Source organism: Acetobacterium bakii (assembly GCF_001263355.1).
GTDB classification, from domain to species: domain Bacteria; phylum Bacillota; class Clostridia; order Eubacteriales; family Eubacteriaceae; genus Acetobacterium; species Acetobacterium bakii.
Genome location: NZ_LGYO01000019.1, coordinates 55402 through 75237, shown reverse-complemented (window position 1 = coordinate 75237; position 19836 = coordinate 55402). Strand labels below are relative to the sequence as shown.

General features: G+C 41.9%; 20 protein-coding genes. 2 read left to right on the top strand and 18 right to left on the bottom strand.

The genetic code is table 11. The features are described from left to right. Positions 1-7: 7 nt before the first annotated feature. The 11 genes from AKG39_RS08220 to AKG39_RS08170 form a co-directional block, all read right to left on the bottom strand. Positions 8-625, bottom strand: a complete 618-nt coding sequence (locus tag AKG39_RS08220) for an RnfABCDGE type electron transport complex subunit G (RefSeq protein WP_050739903.1) — start codon at positions 623-625, stop codon at positions 8-10. After that, positions 625-1578 carry an RnfABCDGE type electron transport complex subunit D gene (locus tag AKG39_RS08215; protein WP_050739902.1) on the bottom strand — a complete coding sequence of 318 codons (954 nt, stop codon included), beginning with the start codon at positions 1576-1578 and terminating at the stop codon, positions 625-627. Before AKG39_RS08215 ends, AKG39_RS08220 begins: the two co-directional genes overlap by 1 nt. Before the next feature lie 11 nt (positions 1579-1589). Then, the gene (gene rsxC / locus AKG39_RS08210; RefSeq protein WP_050739901.1) at positions 1590-2921 is read right to left on the bottom strand and encodes an electron transport complex subunit RsxC; all 1332 of its coding nucleotides are present in this window, start codon (positions 2919-2921) and stop codon (positions 1590-1592) included. A 273-nt stretch (positions 2922-3194) separates the two neighbouring features. After that, the gene (locus AKG39_RS08205; RefSeq protein WP_050739900.1) at positions 3195-4628 is read right to left on the bottom strand and encodes an aminopeptidase; all 1434 of its coding nucleotides are present in this window, start codon (positions 4626-4628) and stop codon (positions 3195-3197) included. Positions 4629-4640: 12 nt separating this feature from the next. Further along, entirely contained in the window at positions 4641-5051 is a 411-nt protein-coding gene (locus AKG39_RS08200) for a hypothetical protein (RefSeq protein WP_050739899.1), read from the bottom strand. Between the two features lie 12 nt (positions 5052-5063). After that, positions 5064-5255 carry a DUF896 domain-containing protein gene (locus AKG39_RS08195; RefSeq protein WP_050739898.1) on the bottom strand — a complete coding sequence of 64 codons (192 nt, stop codon included), beginning with the start codon at positions 5253-5255 and terminating at the stop codon, positions 5064-5066. 25 nt (positions 5256-5280) lie between these two features. Continuing rightward, positions 5281-6591 (bottom strand): methionine gamma-lyase family protein, encoded by a 1311-nt coding sequence (locus AKG39_RS08190; protein ID WP_050739897.1) that lies wholly within the window; start codon positions 6589-6591, stop codon positions 5281-5283. A 36-nt stretch (positions 6592-6627) separates the two neighbouring features. Beyond that, a complete protein-coding gene (gene miaA / locus AKG39_RS08185) occupies positions 6628-7596 on the bottom strand; it encodes a tRNA (adenosine(37)-N6)-dimethylallyltransferase MiaA (RefSeq protein WP_050739896.1) in 969 nt (322 codons plus the stop codon). Position 7597: 1 nt separating this feature from the next. Continuing rightward, entirely contained in the window at positions 7598-9499 is a 1902-nt protein-coding gene (gene mutL, locus AKG39_RS08180; RefSeq protein ID WP_050739895.1) for a DNA mismatch repair endonuclease MutL, read from the bottom strand. Between the two features lie 318 nt (positions 9500-9817). Next, positions 9818-12205, bottom strand: coding sequence for an endopeptidase La (gene lon / locus AKG39_RS08175; RefSeq protein WP_050739894.1), 2388 nt, complete (start codon positions 12203-12205; stop codon positions 9818-9820). Positions 12206-12234: 29 nt separating this feature from the next. Continuing rightward, positions 12235-12654: a MarR family winged helix-turn-helix transcriptional regulator gene (locus tag AKG39_RS08170; protein WP_050739893.1), complete on the bottom strand. Its 420-nt coding sequence runs from the start codon at positions 12652-12654 to the stop codon at positions 12235-12237. Positions 12655-12927: 273 nt separating this feature from the next. Between AKG39_RS08170 and AKG39_RS08165 the strand changes: the two genes are divergently transcribed. Further along, positions 12928-13683 carry a peptidylprolyl isomerase gene (locus AKG39_RS08165; RefSeq protein WP_050739892.1) on the top strand — a complete coding sequence of 252 codons (756 nt, stop codon included), beginning with the start codon at positions 12928-12930 and terminating at the stop codon, positions 13681-13683. 205 nt (positions 13684-13888) lie between these two features. On the opposite strand, the gene AKG39_RS20010 is transcribed toward AKG39_RS08165, so the two are convergent. Further along, positions 13889-14056, bottom strand: coding sequence for a hypothetical protein (locus AKG39_RS20010; RefSeq protein ID WP_160316160.1), 168 nt, complete (start codon positions 14054-14056; stop codon positions 13889-13891). A 194-nt stretch (positions 14057-14250) separates the two neighbouring features. On the opposite strand from AKG39_RS20010, the gene AKG39_RS08160 reads away from it, so the two are divergent. Next, positions 14251-14997 (top strand): MerR family transcriptional regulator, encoded by a 747-nt coding sequence (locus AKG39_RS08160; protein WP_050739891.1) that lies wholly within the window; start codon positions 14251-14253, stop codon positions 14995-14997. 58 nt (positions 14998-15055) lie between these two features. On the opposite strand, the gene AKG39_RS08155 is transcribed toward AKG39_RS08160, so the two are convergent. Genes AKG39_RS08155 through AKG39_RS08130 form a run of 6 tightly spaced genes read right to left on the bottom strand, consistent with a single transcriptional unit; the run spans position 15056 to position 19832 of the window. Continuing rightward, the gene (locus AKG39_RS08155) at positions 15056-15577 is read right to left on the bottom strand and encodes a type 1 glutamine amidotransferase domain-containing protein (RefSeq protein WP_050739890.1); all 522 of its coding nucleotides are present in this window, start codon (positions 15575-15577) and stop codon (positions 15056-15058) included. A gap of 49 nt (positions 15578-15626) precedes the next feature. Further along, positions 15627-16202 (bottom strand): orotate phosphoribosyltransferase, encoded by a 576-nt coding sequence (gene pyrE / locus AKG39_RS08150; protein WP_050739889.1) that lies wholly within the window; start codon positions 16200-16202, stop codon positions 15627-15629. 32 nt (positions 16203-16234) lie between these two features. Then, positions 16235-17140: a dihydroorotate dehydrogenase gene (locus AKG39_RS08145; protein ID WP_050739888.1), complete on the bottom strand. Its 906-nt coding sequence runs from the start codon at positions 17138-17140 to the stop codon at positions 16235-16237. Next, the gene (locus AKG39_RS08140; RefSeq protein WP_050739887.1) at positions 17133-17834 is read right to left on the bottom strand and encodes a dihydroorotate dehydrogenase electron transfer subunit; all 702 of its coding nucleotides are present in this window, start codon (positions 17832-17834) and stop codon (positions 17133-17135) included. The genes AKG39_RS08145 and AKG39_RS08140 overlap by 8 nt, the downstream gene beginning before the upstream one ends. Beyond that, positions 17825-18685, bottom strand: a complete 861-nt coding sequence (gene pyrF, locus AKG39_RS08135; protein ID WP_050739886.1) for an orotidine-5'-phosphate decarboxylase — start codon at positions 18683-18685, stop codon at positions 17825-17827. Before pyrF ends, AKG39_RS08140 begins: the two co-directional genes overlap by 10 nt. After that, complete coding sequence (locus tag AKG39_RS08130; RefSeq protein ID WP_050739885.1) at positions 18660-19832, bottom strand: dihydroorotase; 1173 nt, start codon at positions 19830-19832, stop codon at positions 18660-18662. The genes pyrF and AKG39_RS08130 overlap by 26 nt, the downstream gene beginning before the upstream one ends. Positions 19833-19836 lie beyond the last annotated feature (4 nt).

Below are 19836 nucleotides of genomic sequence, written 5' to 3'. Positions count from 1 at the left end.
TCCCCTCCTATTTCGACAGAATCTGATAAACTTGATTTGCTATGTTTACCCCATAAGTAACAGCTTTAGATGTAATGGTTGCACCGGTAATTGCCTGTATCGCATTCCCTGTTGCAGGAGCGGTTTTCACAACCGTAACTTCTTCTAATGCTGATTTTTCTTTGAACTGATCTTTAAACTCAGGTTCGGTTGATTTCGCGCCCAAGCCCGGAGTTTCATTTTGTTTTAAGATGGTAATTGCCTGAATAACACCATCCGCTGAAATCCCGGTTAACATTTCTACTGATCCAGCATAACCATTTGAGGGTGCCGTTTTCACAGTATATCCAACAACTTCACTGCCATTTTTTCCGATATAGGCTTCCATCAATTCCTCAGGTTTTTCAAGTCCGATTTCAGTTCCTATTTTTGCCAATTCCTCTGCAGGGACCTGCTCAAAATCGGTGGCTTCTGCAAGCACTTCCTGGCGTGCTGCCGTGTTGGCATCGGCATTCATCTGTTCAATGGTCCCGGCGGTCACATAATTTGTTAAAGCCAGAAGACAGGCTGCCACCGCTGAAATTGCAAGGAGAATTAAACCGAGTCTAATAACTTCTTTCCAGTCGATTTTCACTATATTTGCCATTATGCTTTTACCTCCTTTTTCTTCTTAGCCACACCATAGATTCTTTCCTTGGTGAAGCGTTCAATGAGAGGTGTGGCAACATTCATCAGGAGGATGGAATAGGACACTCCTTCTGGATACCCACCATACTGACGGATAATCATAGTAATCAAACCACAGCCGATGGCGTAGGCGATCTGACCTTTAACCGTGATCGGTGATGATGCATAATCGGTTGCCATAAAGAAAGCACCCAACATCAAACCACCTGAAGCGATATGCACTAATGGATCCTGACCCAATAAAAGAGCAAAAATACCAACAGTTGCAATATAAATAAATGGAATTCTCCAACTGATAATGCCTTTATAAATAAGATATAAGCCGCCGAGCAACAATGCCAGTGCTGAAATCTCACCGATACAGCCAGTAATATTCAGTCCTGTGAATAGATCAAAGGTAGAAGGCATATTGGCAAGGTCTCCGGCTTTCAATAATGCCAAAGGTGTTGCCGTTGTAACGGTGTCAGACAATGGAATGAAGGCTGTACTTGTCATATGTCCCGGCCAGGAAGCTAATAAGAAAGCTCTCGCTGCCAAAGCAGGGTTAATAAAGTTTTGTCCTAAACCACCAAAACACTGTTTTACAATAGCAATTGCAAAAACAGAACCGATGACTGCAATCCACCAGGGTGCATTAACCGGTAAATTAAAAGCCAGTAGAACACCGGTAACAACCGCACTCCAGTCATTTATGGTTATTGGTTTTTTTAATAATTTTTGAATAACTGCTTCTGTTACAACAGAAGAAATAATACAGATGGCAACGAGTGCTAACGCCCATACCCCAAAAACATATCCGGCCACTGCCAAAGCTGGTAATAAAGCAATAATGACATTTTGCATAATACTCGCTGTGGAATGCTTCGCACGAATGTGAGGGGATGAGGACACTGTAAGGTTTAATTCATTCATCAATACTCCTCCTAATTTCCTTTTCTTCTTTGGGCGATTATTTCTCGTTTTGCAACACGGATCGATGAAGCCAGTGTTCTTTTTGCAGGACAAATGAAAGAACAGCTTCCGCATTCAATACAATCCATGGCATTATTTGCTTCACTTTTATCCCACTTATTTCGCAGCGAATACTCTGCAATGATAAGTGGCTGCAAATGAATTGGACAGACACCAACACACTTACCGCAATGAATACAATTGGATGGCTCTGCAATGTTGGCAGATTCTTTTGTTAAACATAAAATTCCTGAAGTTCCCTTCATAACAGGAACCACCGTCTCAAATTGAGAAACGCCCATCATTGGCCCGCCTGATATAACTTTTCCAGGTTCGGAAGTAAATCCTCCGCACTGATCGATAACGGATTGAAATGAAACACCAACACGAATTTCCAGGGTTTGCGGGGTTTTAATGGCATCCCCGGTACAGGTAAGAATACGTTTATAAAGCGGCATTCCCGTAGTCATGCTTTCAGCAATCTGAGCTGCAGTACCAACGTTCATCACCACCACACCCGCATCGGCTGGTAATCCACCGGAAGGCACTTCACGGCCGGTTACCGCAGCAATGAGTTGTTTCTCAGCACCCTGGGGATACTTGGTATGCAGTGAATAGACTTCAATGCTGGCATCATTTCCAATGGCTTTTCCCAGTGCTTCAATGGCATCGGTTTTATTATCTTCAACACCGATAAAGCCCTTTTTAACGCCAACAGATTTCATGGCAATTTTAAGCCCCATGACAACCTTTTCAGCATGCGCCAGCATCAAATGATGATCGGCTGTTAAATAAGGTTCACATTCAGCACCGTTGAGGATCACACAATCCACATTTTTATCCGGTGGAATTGCCAGCTTTACGTGGGTTGGGAAGGTTGCTCCGCCAAGTCCAACGATTCCTGCATTTACAACCATTTTTTTAATGGCATCCGCATCAAGCTCTTCCAGCGAACCATATGGTTTAATACTGGGATCAACAGTATCCAGACCGTCTGATTCAATCACAACAGCCATCACACGATCTCCATTGGCATGCGGTCTTTCCTCGACAGCGATTACTTTTCCGGAAACACTTGCGTGTATCGGCACCGATACAAAGCCATTTGGCTCACCAATTCTTTGACCAAGGTAAACCTGATCGCCTTTTTTAACGATCGGCGTACATGGTGCTCCAATGTGCATGGACATGGGTATGATAACTGTATCTGGCTTTACTCCAAATCCCAATGGCACATCGGCTGTACTTTCCTTCCTGTAGGGTGGGTGGATTCCCCCCTTAAAGGTTCCATGTTTAAAATTCATTATAAGTCAAACACCCCTTAAATAAGATTTTACACAAGACAAATAGATATACTTGTATATATGGGCAGTATCATAACATAAATTTTATTTTTTTTCTATACCATTAGAAAAATTTGTTCAAAATAATACTCTATATAATCAAACAAATAAAAAAATGGTAATAAATGGTTACTAAAAGATAATTTTTAGTAACCATTTTACCATTCTCTACAACATCTTATTTAAGTGAAAACTAACGTATACTAAATCGCATGGCCCTTATTTTGATTCATTCTAATCAAGAAAAGCCTTATAACCTTTATAACACATATATAGGTCAACCTTAGATGCCAATTCAAACGGTGAATGCATACTTAATAAGGCCGGACCGCAATCGAGAACATCCATGCCATATTCTGCTAATATATGAGCAATGGTCCCTCCGCCGCCAAGATCGACCCGACCCAACTCGCCCATTTGCCACACCACTCCGACATCATCAAGAGTTTTTCTCATTTTACCTAAAAACTCTGCATGGGCATCATTGGAGCCTGACTTTCCTCTGGCGCCACCATACTTGGAAAGAACAATTCCTTTTCCAATATACGGGGCATTGAATTTATCGTGTGTTCCTGTGAAATTAGGGTCAACACCAGCGGTGACATCTGCAGAAAGCATTTCTGAATGCATAAAGCAACGTCGCATTGCCAGTTCTGGTTTCTTAACGCCCATAAGGTCAATGACCTCCGCCACGGCATTTTCAAAAAACTGAGATTGCATACCGGTGTTACCGTAACTTCCAATTTCTTCCTTGTCAGCTAAAATAACACACAGGGTCCGTTTTGGATTTTCTCGATCGATGATAGCTTTAAGTGCTGTAAATGCGCAAATGCGATCATCCTGTCCGTATCCGCCGACTAAGCTTTCATCAAAGCCCACATTTCGTGCAGCCCCAGCGGGGACAACTTCAAGCTCGGCTGTTGCAAAATCTTCTTCGACCATGCCATATTTCTCATGGAGAAATTTCAAAACATTAAGCTTGACGCCTTCTTTAATCTCTTTTTCATTAAAAGGCAAAGTCCCAACAATAATGTTTAATCCTTCCCCGGTAATACCTTCATTCATTTTTTTCGTATTTTGTTCCTGAGAAAGATGTGGTAATAGATCGGTAATACAGAAGACCGGATCACTCATCGATTCACCAATGGAAATATCAATGGTTTCACCGTCCTTTTTTACGACGGTGCCATGCATGGCTAGTGGAATAGTCACCCAATGGTATTTTTTAATACCTCCATAGTAGTGAGTTTTAAAATAAGCCATATCCTCACATTCATATAAAGGTGATGGTTTTAAATCCAGACGAGGCGCATCGATATGAGCACCCACAATCGCCATGCCATTTTCAATGGAATCCGATCCGGCGATAAATAAGACCACTGCTTTTTTCTTATGAACAGTATAGACCTTATCTCCGGAAGCAATTTTTCCAATCTTTAAATAGTGTTCAAGGGATTTAAAACCTGCGGCTTCAGCCATTTCAACACTGATCCGGGCACATTGCCGTTCAGTTTTGCCATTGGTAATGTAACCAAGGTACTCGTCACTGATTGTCTTAGTGCCCAGAACATCCTCATCACTGAGGTCTTTCCAGGCACTCTGCCATGTTTTTGACAATTGTTCCTGTAACAGTGTACCCGGGCTTTTTTCTTTTTCTTCACCAATCATATATTGTTCTCCTTATTTTGTCTGCTTTTCAGTTTCGTCGCCATCGTCTGCCATAAATTCATGGATTTCTTCCGTCGTTTCTTTTCCCAATTCTTCAGCATTTCGATAAATTCCTGAACCCTCAGCTTCTATTGTTTTTTCTTTGCTGGCCAAATCTTCAGCCTTTTCATAAATGCCTTCTTTTTCATCAGTTACAAAAGCATCATTATGAGCGGCTGCTCGTTTATGAGGATGCTCGTCTCCATGAACACGTTCTTTTGAATTCTCTGAATCGGCCATAAATTCATGTTGTTCTCCCACATTTTTCTCGCCTAATTTTTCAGCTCTTTGATAAGATGTGACACCTCCGTCGGTGACACCTTTTTCTTGATTGCTTAATTCCTCAGCATGTTCATAGCTTCCGTCTCTACCATCTTTTTCCATTTTTCTTCCTCCTTATTTATTATCACATTGTGGTTCATCCACAATAATAATTGAATCCAACTGTCCTCGGAAATTTTCACGAACAGCCTGAAGGTATTCAGCACGAAGGGATTGTTGCTCATCGAGCTCTTCTTCAGTTAACCCCATTATCTTTTTCTTATTTGCTAGTATATTGATTCGTTCGATTTTTTCTTTAGTTATCATACCATATCACCTTTCATATATTCCCTTAAATATTAATTTCAATCATCTTTCTATCTAATAATCTCTGTATACTTAATAAAACTCCAAGTTTTCCATGATAATGGGTTAATCCACCCTGAAAATACACAATATAGGGTTCTCGCATGGGGGCATCTGCAGAAAGCTCGATGGAGGAACCCTGGATAAACGCTCCGGCGGCCATAATAATTGGATCCTCATAACCGGGCATATCCCATGGTTCAGGGGTCAGATGGCTATCCACCGGTGCGGCTTCTTGCACAGCTCTGCAAAACACTTTCACTGCCTCTGGATTTCCCAATTTAATGCTTTGAATAATATCACTGCGATATTCCATTGAACCCGGACAGACTAAAAAGCCCAGCTTTTCATAACAGGCTGCTAGAAGTACTGCGGTTTTAAGCGCCTGGGCCACCACCGTAGGGGCAAAAAACAATCCCTGTAGAAAGGTTCGATTAATTCCCAGTGTTGCTCCTGTTTCCCTTGCTACTCCTGGTGCGGCCAATCGGCAGGCGGCCAGATGAACAAGATCTGAACGTCCAACCACATATCCACCTGTGGGTGCCAATCCACCACCTGGATTTTTTATTAGCGAACCCGCCATTAAATCTGCACCGATGGCTACCGGTTCGACAGTATCTAAAAATTCACCATAACAATTATCAACAAAAATAATCACATCTGCTTTTACCAATCGGATCTTTAAAATAATCTTCTTTATGGCATCCATAGTTAAAGCCTTCCGCCACCCGTATCCCGTAGAGCGCTGTAGATAAATCATTTTTGTTTTTGAGGTAATGGCCTTTAGTATTCCAGCCTCATCAAAGCTGCCATCTTCAAGTAATTCAATTTGATCATAGGTTACTCCAAAATCCTTAAGTGTACCTTCTCCCAAATTTTTTTTCCCCAATCCAATAACTGTGCGAATGGTATCATAAGGCGACCCTGAAATTGCCAATAAATGATCCCCCGGTCTCAAAACTCCATATAGTGCCAGAGAAATAGCATGGGTTCCCGACGAAATATGGGGCCGTACCAATGCATCCTCTGCTCCAAAAACATCGGCGAAAATAGTTTCCACGATTTCTCTGCCGATGTCATCATAGCCATAGCCCGTAGCTACAGCAAAATGGCGATCACTTAAACCCGCCTTTTGCATGGCTTTTATGACCCGGTACTGGTGCAACTCACCCATTGTATCCAAAGCTTCCAGCGAATTAGCGAATCGTTTTTCCATTGAATTCACAAAATCAATAACCCCTGGTTCTATCTTAAATTCTTTTTCCAGATATTCTTTTATGTCCTGCTTCTTATTCAAAAATAGTACTCTCTTTCTTTCGACAATTCTTAGCTTTTATTGCTTGGTTAAATCCATAAAACAGGAGTTTTTTAAAATATCCAAACATTCATTTGTAAGATCGTTCACATCCCGTTCTTCATTCGCTTCTACCCAATGAATACGGTCATCCTTACGAAACCAGGTCATTTGGCGTTTGGCAAAATGTCGGGTATTCTGTTTAAGAATGGTTAACATTTCTTCCAAGGTTGCTTTACCTTCTAAATAAGGTCTTAACTCTTTATATCCAATAGCTTTTAATGACACTAAACTCCAACTGTATCCACGTTCCAACAAATCCTGAGCTTCTTTGATCAAACCTTTTGTCACCATATTGTCCACCCGACGATTAATCCGCTCATACAATACGTCACGCGGCCATTTTAAACCGATAATCTCATAGGTATAAGGCAGCTCCTCGGTACTTGCTTTTTCGTCAAAAAAAGACTTTGGTTTCCCGGTAACCTCAAAAATCTCAAGGGCACGGATGACCCGTTTCACGTTATTGGGATGAACTGTCTGAGCTGTTTTTGGATCAACTTCCTTTAGCCGTTCAAACAACGCTTCACATCCAAGCATTTCCGCTTCCGCAGCCAATTGCCAACGCACCACTTCGTCTTCATCCTTTTCGCGAAATCCCCAGGGCAAAGTAAGTCCATTAATATACAAACCTGTTCCGCCAACAACAATGGGAAGCTTTCCCCTGGATAAAATATCATGTATCCAGGTGAGTGCCGCTTCCTTGAATTTCGCCACACTGAATTCTTCATCCGGTAAAATACAGTCAACCAAATGATGGGGTACCCCATCCATTTCAGCTATTGTGACCTTTGCTGTTCCGATACTCATGTATTTGTAAATTTGCATGGAGTCGGCTGAAACAATCTCTCCATTCAGTGCCTTTGCCAGTGCTATCCCAAGGGCCGTTTTTCCACTGGCTGTGGGACCCACCAAAACCAGCACCTCAGGCTTTTTATTTTCAATCATTTCATACCACCCGCTTAAATAATTTCATTAATTCGTATTCCTGAAGCTTTGTAATAACCGGTCGGCCATGGGGACAGGTAAAAGGATTGTCCAAACCCATTAAATCCTCTAGTAATCGATGAATCTCCTGGTTACTAAGAGGCTGTCCGCCTTTTATGGCGGCTTTACATGCCATAAGGATGATTTTATCTTTAATCGCCGAAGAATAAAGCCATTGTTTTTCGGAATGATCCTCTTCAATTTCAAAAAGGTCTTCATTAATAAGACTTTCCAGCAGTCTACTGCTTTGAGGTTCACCCAAAAACACTGGTACACTGCGAATAATCAAACTGTCCTCACCGAACACATCACAGTCATAACCTAGTCTTTTGTAGGTATCCAAAACATTTATAATCCTTGGCATATCTTTGGGTCGTATTTTCAATGTTACCGCTGCCATCAGACCCTGACTGGGAATAAGTGCTCCGTGATCAAAAACGCTTTCCAACTCCCGGGTTAAAAAGGCCTCGTGGGCAGCATGCTGATCGATGAGATAAATCTCCTTGATCCCTTCCAAAAGAATGTAGGTATTAAAAAGCTGTCCGATAATCTTCATCTTTCTAAAATCGGGACGCACTATCCGAATTTCAGGCCCTGATTTGGTATCATGGGTTCTTAAAACTTCGGTTCTTTCAGCCACTTGATCATTCATTTTTCTTTGTGACCCAGGTTCTGAAAACACTATTTCAGTTTGGCGTTTGTCTGGGATCTGCTCTGGAATTTCCACCGCTTTACCAATAGGCTTTGTTCGCTTTTCTAATGAATGATTGGGTATCAGTATTTTTTCTTGCAGCTCTTTTTCTTCGCTGCTTTTTATAATTGCAGTTTTCTCAATTTCAGAACTTGCATTCGAACCATCAGCAATGTCCACTACTAAGTTTGCATGTCGCAAAGTTTCCCGGATTCCCTGTCTGAATAAAAGCATCACCAGGCTTTCATTTAATATTTTAATTTCAGTTTTTGCCGGATGAATGTTTACATCCAGCATCCGTCCCGGAAGCTCTAAAAAAATGATGCCAAAGGGATGTTGATGCCTCATAATGTAACCTTCATATGCACCATCAAGGGCTTGAGATAGCTTTGGATTTTTCACATAACGTCCATTTATGAAAAATATCTGATCATCCCGGTGACTTCTCATGGTTGTCAAATCGCCAATCAATCCGGTCAGTTTCATGGGAGTATTCTCAAAATGAATGGGGATGAGTTTCGCAGCGACCTCCCCTCCATAAAGGATACTTACCACATCCAGCATATTTCCAGAGCCTGTTGTACTTAGTACACTTCGGCCATTACTGCTTACCTGGAAAGCAACTCCTGGATTGGATAGAGCCAGTTTCTCAAGGAGATCCCGAATTAACACTTCTTCTTTTTTATCCTTTTCCAGATGTTTTCGCCGGGCCGGCGTGTTATAAAAAAGATCCCAAACCTTCATTTCTGTGCCTTTACCATATGAACACACGCGTTGATTGATGAGTGTCCCACCTTCAAAAAGAGACATGCTGCCAACCTCATCAGTTTCATTACAGGTGGTTACCTGGACCCTGGCAACTGCCGAAACGCTGGACAGAGCCTCTCCCCGAAATCCCAGGGATTCAATGGACTCTAAATCATCGATCGAAATCAGTTTACTGGTGGCATGGCGTTTAAAAGCCAAAGGTACTTCATTGTAGGCAATCCCGCAGCCATTATCCCTAACGATCATCAAATTTTTCCCGCCGGCCTCAATAACAACAGTAACTCGGGTTGCACCCGCATCAATAGCATTTTCCACCAGTTCTTTAATGACTGAAACTGGCCGGATAATCACCTCACCTGCTGCTATTTTATTAATTGTATCCGCATTTAACATTTTAATTTTCATAACTAATATTATAACACTTAGAAAAATAATTTCACTAAGAAATTTTAGCCTCCTTTATTTATGTGTATTAGGTAATTGCCAAACTGCCGTGAGCTTCGCTGCCAGTTTACACGAAACAATTTTTACACTGTACGACGTACAGGCTATCGCCTGTTCGTCTACACGTTACAAAATTGTTTGTGAAAACTGACATCAAAGCAACCATTGTTCGATTCATCTGAATTTCTCAATTACCTATTAAGGGCTTCCTATCTGCATCTATTAATTCCCGCTAAAAAAAGGTGTTGTCCGAAGACAAACACCTTTAGGGTTTTATATTTATTTTTTGCTTAGGTTCAAATGAACTTTTGAGCCGCCATCAGGTTGATTAAATACTGTTTTGCATTCAGGCAATTCAATGCCCAGTGCTTCGCGTAAAACTTCTTCAATGGTGGAAACATGAATGATGGTAAGAGCATCCCGAACTTCTTCCGGAATATCCACTACATCTTTCTCATTTTCCTTAGGCAGAAGGATTTTTGTAATACCGCTGCGTTGTGCAGCAATAACCTTTTCTTTAATCCCGCCAACCGGAAGCACCTGTCCACTCAGGGTAATTTCACCGGTCATGGAAAGTTTTGAATCCACAGCTTTTCCTAAAATCAGGGAAGCTAAAGCAGTGGTTAATGTAACACCTGCTGATGGACCATCCTTCGGGGTGGAACCTGAAGGAACATGAATATGGGTGTCATACTTGAAGAAATCGAAACCATTGGTGAGATCTCCTAATCGTGACCGAATAAGACTCATGGCGATGGTTGCACTTTCCTTCATAACATCTCCCAGTTGTCCGGTGAGCGTCAATTTTCCGCTACCTGGCATTAAACTTGCTTCGGTAAAGAGAATCTCTCCACCAACGGCGGTCCATGCCATACCGGTAACAACACCAGGTTTATTATTTTCCCCTGCTTTTTCATGACGACGGGTTTTGTTTCCTAACACATCTCCAATATTTTCTGTTGTTACAACAAACGGCAGTTCCACATCTTTTGACACAATTTTTGCGGAAACCACACGAGCAATTTTTGATAACTGTTTGGTTAACCCACGAACGCCGGCTTCGGCAGTATAATTTTCGACAATGGCTTCAATGGCAGTATCGTCAATTTGCAGCATTTGATCGGTTAAACCATGATCCATCAGAACCTTTGGCAACAGATGATCAATCGCGATCCGCTTCTTTTCACCGTTGGTGTAACTTGAAAGCTGAATGATTTCTGCTCGGTCAAGCAATGGAGCCGGAATGGTGCTTAAATCATTGGCTGTTGCAATAAAGAAAACTTCAGACAAATCATAGGGCACTTCCAGATAATGATCGGTAAATGTACAATTTTGTTCAGGATCCAGTACTTCAAGTAAGGCTGATCCGGGGTCGCCATTATAAGACATTCCCATTTTATCAATTTCATCTAAAATGAACACCGGATTTTTGGCTTCCGCGTTATTGATTCCTTTAATAATCCGGCCTGCCATGGCACCCAGATAAGTTTTTCGATGTCCCCGAATTTCAGCTTCGTCGCGAACACCACCCAGGCTTACTCTCACGTATTTTCGATTAAGTGCTTCGGCAATACTCTTGCCAAGGCTGGTTTTTCCGGTACCCGGAGGTCCGACTAACAGCAGGATCGATCCCTGTTTGTCTTCCTTGAGCTTCATAACCGCTAAATGCTCGATGATTCTTTTCTTAACATCGTCGATGCCAAAATGGTGTGCATCCAATACCTGACGAGCATGTTCAATATCAATTTCCTTGATTTCACTGGTCCAGGGGAGTTCCAGCAAAAGATCTAAATAATTCATGATGACGTTGCTTTCGCCACTATTGGGTTGGGCATTTTCCATTTTGCGTACTTCTTTAAAAGCAATTTTCTTTATGTCTGACGGCATATCCGAGTCCTGAACACGCTTGCGATAGTCAATCTCTTCATCAAGATCACCTTCCAGCTCGCCAAGTTCGGCTTGAATATTTTTCATTTGTTCACGCAACATGGCTTCCCGGTAGTTTTTATCTTTTCTCTGAGAATATTTCTTACTGATTTCCAGTTGCAAATGAACCGAATCTTTTTCCCGGATAATATAGTCAATAAAACTAAGGGTCCGTTCTTTTAAAGAGTCGATCTCAAGTAATGTTTGCTTGGTTTTCAAGGGAAGGCCCATCATCGGAACAGTGTATCCCATAATTTCTTCTAATGATTGTAGCCCATCCAGGATACTTACAAAGTATTCGGCACCTTTAAAATTATGGCTGAGTTCTTTCATTAACCCCTTGATGTAAATGATCATTTCCTGTTCTTCATCTTCATTCACATCTAAGATATCTTCCTGCATCGTGTAGTTAGCGGTAATTTGTTTTTCTTCAAAGGTAAAATCCAATACCTTAACACGGTTGATGGTGGTAATATCAATGATAAAACCGTTATCTGATTTTTGTATTTTATCAAATTTCATCAAAACACCGATTCGGTAAAATGAATCCGCTGTTAATTGTACAAGCCCTCTATAGTCTTTGGTTGACAATCCGATGGCAAGAGTATTATCCTTTACGATGAGTTCTTTTATATTATTTCCAATATCCTCGTTGACGAAAATCCGATTGGCTATGCCGGGGTAAATAACGGTTTCTGTTATTGGGATGAGTGGTGCATTTTTAATTTCTAAAGTATTCATTTTTTTCCTCCTTATCCTCAGCTTATTGGCTAAAGGATTTTGTTTAATAGGGTGATAAATTCATTGAGTTCTGCTTCTGAAAGACTGTTTCTAATACGATCTACAAAGCGCATTTGGGTTCGCTCCTGTGCTCTGGCAATAGATTTGCCCTTTTGTGTGAGACAAATATAGTAGACCCTGCGATCTTCAGCAGAACGTTCTCTGTAAACACAGTCCATTGAAATAAACTTGCTGATCAATTCAGTAATCGTCGGCTTTGAATTAAGGGTTTCCAACGCTAGCTGGCTAAAAGTCACCCTGTCCTTCTGATCGATGATTCGCAGGTAGTAAATCTGCTTCAACGTCATATCCTGCGCCTGACACTGGCATTCTTCATTATCATGAAACTCTGCTTCCATTTGGAGCAATTTAAGATAGGCCTGGTATAATTCAAATTTCTTACATGCCATAACATCACCTAATCAAATTTTATTAGTTAGTTTCAACCTAACTACTTGTCATAAGTATAGTCTTCTCCTTTACAATTGTCAAGATGAAAGACAATCACTAAATTATTTATTAAGCTTATCCCAAAACTTCAATAATAATTTTAAGTCAGCCTTAAGATAATCTTTTAAATATCTCAAAATTCTAACCTTTATTGTGTAGATATTGACAAAAATCGACACTCAGGCTATGATCTTTAGAGAAGAAATTTAATAACTATTATTAAGGAGACTATTATGGAAAGAACCCCTATGGCAACTGTTGAAGGAAAAACTATTTACTCCTCTGATTTAGATGCCTTAATCAAACAATTACCCCAGGAACAGGCAAATCAGTTTTTAAGCCGTGAAGGTCGTCGCCAGCTTTTAGAAGAGCTCATCGCCCAGGAACTTTTTTATTTAGAAGCTAAAGAAGCTAAAGTCGATGAAAGCGAAGAATTTAAAAAAATGGTCAAAGACGCTGAAGAAAAGCTCCTTAAAACCCATATGATCGCCAAGTTTATGATGGATGTCACGATCCCGGATGAAGATGTTGAGAAGTTTTATAATGAAAATCCTGAACAGTTCATTGCACCTGACAGCGTTCGCGCAAGTCATATCCTCCTGCCGACTGAACAACAGGCCATTGATATCATTGCAGAAATTAAAGCGGGTAAATCCTTTGAAGATGCCGCCAAAGAATATTCTGTATGCCCTTCAAAAGACAATGCCGGGGATTTAAGTTATTTCTCCAGAGGCCAAATGGTGCCAGAATTTGAAGAAGCTGCATTTGCTTTGGAAATTGGCGAAATGACTGAAGTTCCAGTTAAAACTCAGTTCGGCTATCACGTGATCAAACTCACTGACCGAAAAGAAACCCAAACAATTCCCTATGATGCCATAAAAGATAATGCCCGCAGCTTTTTATTACGCGAAAAACAAAACAAGGCATTTATCGGTAAAGTAGAAGACCTTAAGAAAAAATACACGGTTGACGTTCAATTCGGAATATAAATTTAAAAAGACGGAGATCACATCTCTGTTTGTGACTGTAAACGTGTAGTCCCGGGGACAATCGTAACATCAGTTGTCTGCATCATTGCGAACAGGCGATCGCTTGCACGATTATGCAGCAGACAACGATTTACCATTGTCCCCAGGACGGACATGCCGACAAGTTTAGACGGAGATCACATCTCTGTCTTTTTTTCCTATTCTTCTATTTGCCCATCTTTTTACAGCAGCCTGATTCATCCCACTTTTTCATGCAAATAAATCCGGCAACCGTAAAGGTAACCGCAATCAATACCGCAATACAGGGTATGATTTTTTCTTTATGACTGGACATGTAACATTGACCTTCTTCATTTTTTCCATGATAAAACATTCTTTTTTCCTCCTGAAATTTATTTCAAATTTGCCTTAAGGCAACCTCATTATTTTTGATTATACCCACTTATCCATTAATCCACACTTAATTCTGTCTAATTATTTTAATAAAATTCATTGTATAATCAGATATAATCCTTGACTCTTACCTTAGGTCATGGTTTATGATAGATTTTGTAAGGAGATGATCCCGTGAAAACAACCGTTAAAGAAGTGGCTAATCTTACTGGAGTCAGTGTGCGCACCCTCCACTATTATCATGGTGAGGGAATTCTTGAACCCAGTGAAATTGCTCCCAATGGCTATCGTTATTATGATGAAGCTTGTCTTGAAAGACTCCAGCACATTCTCTTTCTCAGAGAACTGGATTTTTCCATTGCCGAAATAAAAGGCATTCTTAAAAATCCTGATTTTGATCAAGAGGATGCTTTAAGAAAGCAACGTAAACTGCTCACACTTAAGCGAAATCGTCTGGATAATCTTATTACAATATTAGATAAAAAAATAAAAGGAGAAGAAAATATGAGTTTTAAAGCATTTGATATGGCCGAAATTGAAGAATCAAAAAAGAAATATGCCAAAGAAGTGCATGAACGCTGGGGGAACACTGAAGCATATACCCAGAGCCAGAAAAAAACTAATGGGTACACAGCAGAAAATTGGCAAATAATTCATGAAGAAGCCGAAAAAATCTATGCGGATTTTCTCGCCAATAAAAGTAAATCCCCACAAGATCCTGAAGTGCAGGATCTTGTGGCTCAATGGCAGCAACACATCAGCAAGCATTATTACGATTGTTCGGATGAAATTTTAGCCGGATTAGGACTTATGTATGTGGGAGACGAACGATTCACCCAAAACATTGACGAACGCGGAAAAGGGCTGGCTGCGTTTATGAGTGACGCCATAACGGTTTATTGTTCAAAATCAACAAAATAAAATAATATGACCCTCTCATCAAAGTTTTGACGAGAGGGTCATATTATTTTAGTGTATTTTATTTCTGTTGCCTTAATACCTTGATGTAATCCTTCATGTACTCTGGCAGATCTGGGGGACGGCGACTTGATACAATATGGCCATCAATGATGGAAGGGGTATCATGCCAGATTGCCCCGGCATTGGTCATATCATCCTTAATTCCCGGGGTGCTGGTCACATTGATTCCCTTAAGAATTCCTGCTGAAATAAGCACCCAGCCAGCATGACAAATCTCTCCAATCACCCGCTTGCGCGCATCGAAGTTTCGTATCATATCAAGTACCACCGGGAAACGTCTGATGGCATCAGGTGCCCAGCCTCCAGGAACCAGTATACCGTCATAATCTTCAGGATTGATATCCGTATAGGCCAGATCAGAAACACAGGGAACGCCATATTTTCCAATATATTTTTTTCCTGCTACTTCTCCAACCACATGAACGGTAACCCCTTCTTCACGTAAACGAAGGACAGGATACCATAATTCCAGGTCTTCAAAATCGTTACTGACTAATGCAATTATCTTTGTGTTTTTCATAATTTTTTCCTCCTGTTAATTAGAATTCATTGAGAGCTTAAACTAAATTTTACGCATTTCCTCGTGAGCCTGGCTTTACAACCGGAATTTTTCCGGCTTTGCAGATTGGGCATTCATCGGGTTCCCATGCTGTAATTTCAAGCTTAATGGCTGAATAAATGGGCATGTTGATTTCAACCCCTGCCGCACGGCGATCGGCAATACAGGCAACCCCCAATACTTCAGCGCCCATGGCTTCCAATACTTTTTTTGTTTCAATGGTTGATTTTCCGGTTGTTACAACATCTTCGGTAATAATCACTTTTTCACCGGGCTTAATTTCAAAACCCCGGCGCAGTTCCATTTCACCATCTTTACGTTCGGTGAAAATGGATTCTTTGCCCAATTGCCGGCCGATTTCGTAGGAAACAATGACGCCGCCCATGGCGGGTCCTACCACTTTATCAATGTCCAGAGCTTTTAATTGTTCAACCACCGGGGCCAGGACCTTTGCCGCTTCATCCGGGAAACGCAATACCTTTGCACATTGTACATACTGGTCGCTGTGTTTTCCCGAGGACAACAAAAAATGTCCTTCTAAAAAGGCATCGGTTGATTTTAATATGTCTAATACTTCGTTACTCATATGATTCCTCATTTCGTATTTTATTTTGTAATTTATATAATACCACGGATTTCTGAAATATTGGCTAAACCTTCTTTTTGACAATAGGCTTCCAGTCCTTCAATCATTTCGATGGGTGCCAGGGGATTATTGAAATTCATGGTTCCAACCTGAATACAGGTAGCGCCTGCCATTATAAATTCGAGGGCATCTTCCCAATTGCTGATGCCACCCATGGCCATCACCGGAATCCTCACTGCCTGACACACCTGATGGGTCATTCTAAGAGCAATGGGCTTCACTGCCGGGCCGGACAGCCCGGCGTAAAGGTTGTCAAAAACAACGGCCTTCTTTTTATAATCAATGGCCATACCCTGGAGAGTATTAATCAAAGAAATTCCCTGGGCTCCGGCTTCTTCACAGGCTTTGGCAATGTCTGCGATGGCCTCGCCATTTGGCGACAGTTTCACCATCACCGGGTGCCGGGAAATTGCCACAACTTTTTTTGTGATCTCCCCGGCTGTGGCTGCCTTGATGCCATAGGCCATGCCGCCGGCTTTTACATTGGGACAGGATATGTTCAGCTCGATGAGCTTGGCGTCAATGGCATTGAGCTTTTTGATGGCAGTCAGATAAGATTCTTCGTCTTTACCGCCCACATTGATGATGGTCACCGTATCTATGTCCTTGAGATGGGGCCATTCATTTTTGATAAAGGCATCGACACCGGGATTTTCAAGACCGATGCTATTCATCAGCCCGGCCGGGGTTTCCCACAGGCGAATGCCCCTGTTCCCGGATTTTGGCTCCAGCGTCAGGCCCTTGCTGCAAAGTCCGCCTAATTTATTCAAATCATAAAAGGCTTCGTATTCCCGGCCAAATCCAAAGGTTCCGGATGCGGGAATCACCGGATTTTTAAAGAGGATGTCATTGAATTTTGTTTCCAGACAATTAGACATAAAACACCTCTTCTCGTAAAAACACCGGACCATCCTTGCAAACTTTTTTATTCCCGGACTTTGTCTCACAGGTACAGCCCAAACAGGCCCCAATGCCACAGGCCATATGAGCCTCCATGGAGACATACACCACATTTTCAAGGGGGACGGTTTTGGCCACCGAGGCCATCATAATTTCCGGTCCGCAGGTCATAACGACTTCGTCGGGCTGCACCCGGAGCTGGTTGGTGATAATCCCGCCAATGTCCAAAATCACTTCATCGGCAATGGCCTCATAGGCTTCCACACAATAAGCATTTTCTCTGAAGCCTAAATAAACACGACAGTTGCCATTTGGTTTTTTTTCTTTGTAGTGCTTCACCAGATAGTAAAGAGGGGCTACCCCAATCCCGCCACCGACCACGCAAAGATCGCCGGTGATTTCCGGAAAACCATTGCCGTAGGGACCCTGGATTTCGACATTATCACCAGTTTTCAGTTTTGCCAATATTTTGGTGCCCTTGCCGACAACCTGGTATAAAAATGTTACTTTGCCGGGGACATAATCATGAACACTGATGGGTCGTGACAATAATGGATCCTTATCCCAGGCTCTGAGCATAAAAAATTGACCGGGTAAAACAGTACCACTGAAGGTAACGCTCATTTTATAAATATCAGGGCTAATGCATTCATTGCTTTGGATTATAGCCATTGAAGAATATCCTCCTTCATGGCAAGAGTGGCTTTTCTGACATAGTCTGCAAAGCCTTCATCCTCACAGCCGGCCTTTTGATGGCCGGTTATCAGTCCCCTTGATGAATTAACTACCGCACAACGGGACCTTTTTAGAATTTCAGCAATATCCTCACCGGTGCCTCCCTGGGCGCCATAGCCGGGGACCAAAAAGAAAGTGTGGGGACACTGATCCTGAATGGCTTCAAATTCTTCGGGCCGGGTTAAACCAACCACTGCGCCGATGGCACTGAAACCACTTTCGCCCATAAAATCTTTCCCCCATTTTTCAATGTTGTCTCCCATGATCTGATAAACGGATTGATCCCCGACCTTGAGGTTCTGAACATCCACTGCCGACGGGTTGGAGGTGCGTTGAAGGACAAAAAGTCCTTTGCTATGATCTCTCAAATAGGGATAATAAGGAGACACCGCATCCTCTCCCATATAGGCATTAACCGTCATAATGTCCACTTCAAAATCTCCGCTAAAATGTCCCTTGGCGTATTGATCCCCGGTGGATGAAATATCCCCGCGTTTCACATCTCCAATCACGATTTTACCCTTGTTGCGTGCATATTTAACTGTTGCGCTGTAGGCGCTTAGGCCATCCAGACCCAAGGCTTCATAACAGGCGATTTGCACCTTGTAGGTAGCTGCCAAGTCTTCGGTGGCATCAATTATTTTCTTATTAAATTCGGTTATTTTTTCGCCATCGGACCAGTCTTTGGAAATCAGATACTGTGGTAAGAATTTTAACGTAGTATCAAGACCAACACAGATTGGTCCCTTCGCTATGCTTTCTTTATAAAGTCGATCCATAATTGTCATATTTAACGTCTCCCTTCACCATGGTCATTAATATTTTTCCCTTTAGGGTCTCACCCCCAAAAGGATTGTTTTTACTTTTTGAAATAAATTCCTTGGGATTTATTTTGCCTTCCCAATTCAGATCAACTAAAACCAAATCCGCGGGATACCGTTCTTTAATCAGACCGGCCTTTAAACCCATCCGCGTTGCCGGTGCGAGGCTTAGCATCTCGCTGAGCTTTTCGACACCAATACCGTTTTGATTAAAGACCGTATAATACATGGAAAAGGCGATTTCAAAATTATTGATTCCCGGAGCCCCTTTTATCTTGTCTTCATCTGAATGAGGAGCATGGTCGGTGCCGCACATATCAATAATGCCTTCCTTAATCCCATCGATTAAGGCACGACGATCCGGATAGGTTCGAAAAGGCGGATTGACCTTATATTCTATGGCTGAGGCAAAAAGGTGGTGCGGAGTAACCTCACAGGTGATATCCAAGCCCTTTGCTTTTGCATCACGAATAACGTCCAGGGTATCTTTTTTGCTGATGTGACAGACATGGAGATGTCCTCCCACTTTTTGCAAAAGGGCTACATCCCGTTTCACCAAAGAAGTTTCCGGCTGGCAATGGGTCAGCAGAATAAAATCATAGGCGATGGACGCTTCCAGACCGTTTATCATAATCTCTTCATTTAAAATGGAAACACCGTCGTTGGAAAAAACATTGGTAAATGGCCTAAGGGCATCGAAATCCACCATATCTTCAGCACCAAAGCCCTTGGTTAATGCCGATACTTGAATAAGCTGACACAGGTTTAGCCCGGCAGCTTTCACACGGTTGTTGCGCAGGTCCTCGGAATTATCAATGATGGGATTGGTGTTGGCCATGGCAACCAATGAAGTAAATCCGCCTTTGAGAGCAGCTCTCATGCCAGTTTCCATGGTTTCCTTATACTCATAACCAGGGTCTCTGAGGTGGCAGTGCATGTCAATAAATCCTGGCATCAGAACATTCCCACCGCCATCGATTTCTTCATCAAAGGCTGATCGTACTGAGCCATTTTCTTTGTAAACTTTTTTAATTTTGCCGTCTTCAATTAAAACTTTTCCAGGCCTCTGTCCATTGGCATCAATAATTTCAATATTCGTGATCAGTGTTTTCATCTGA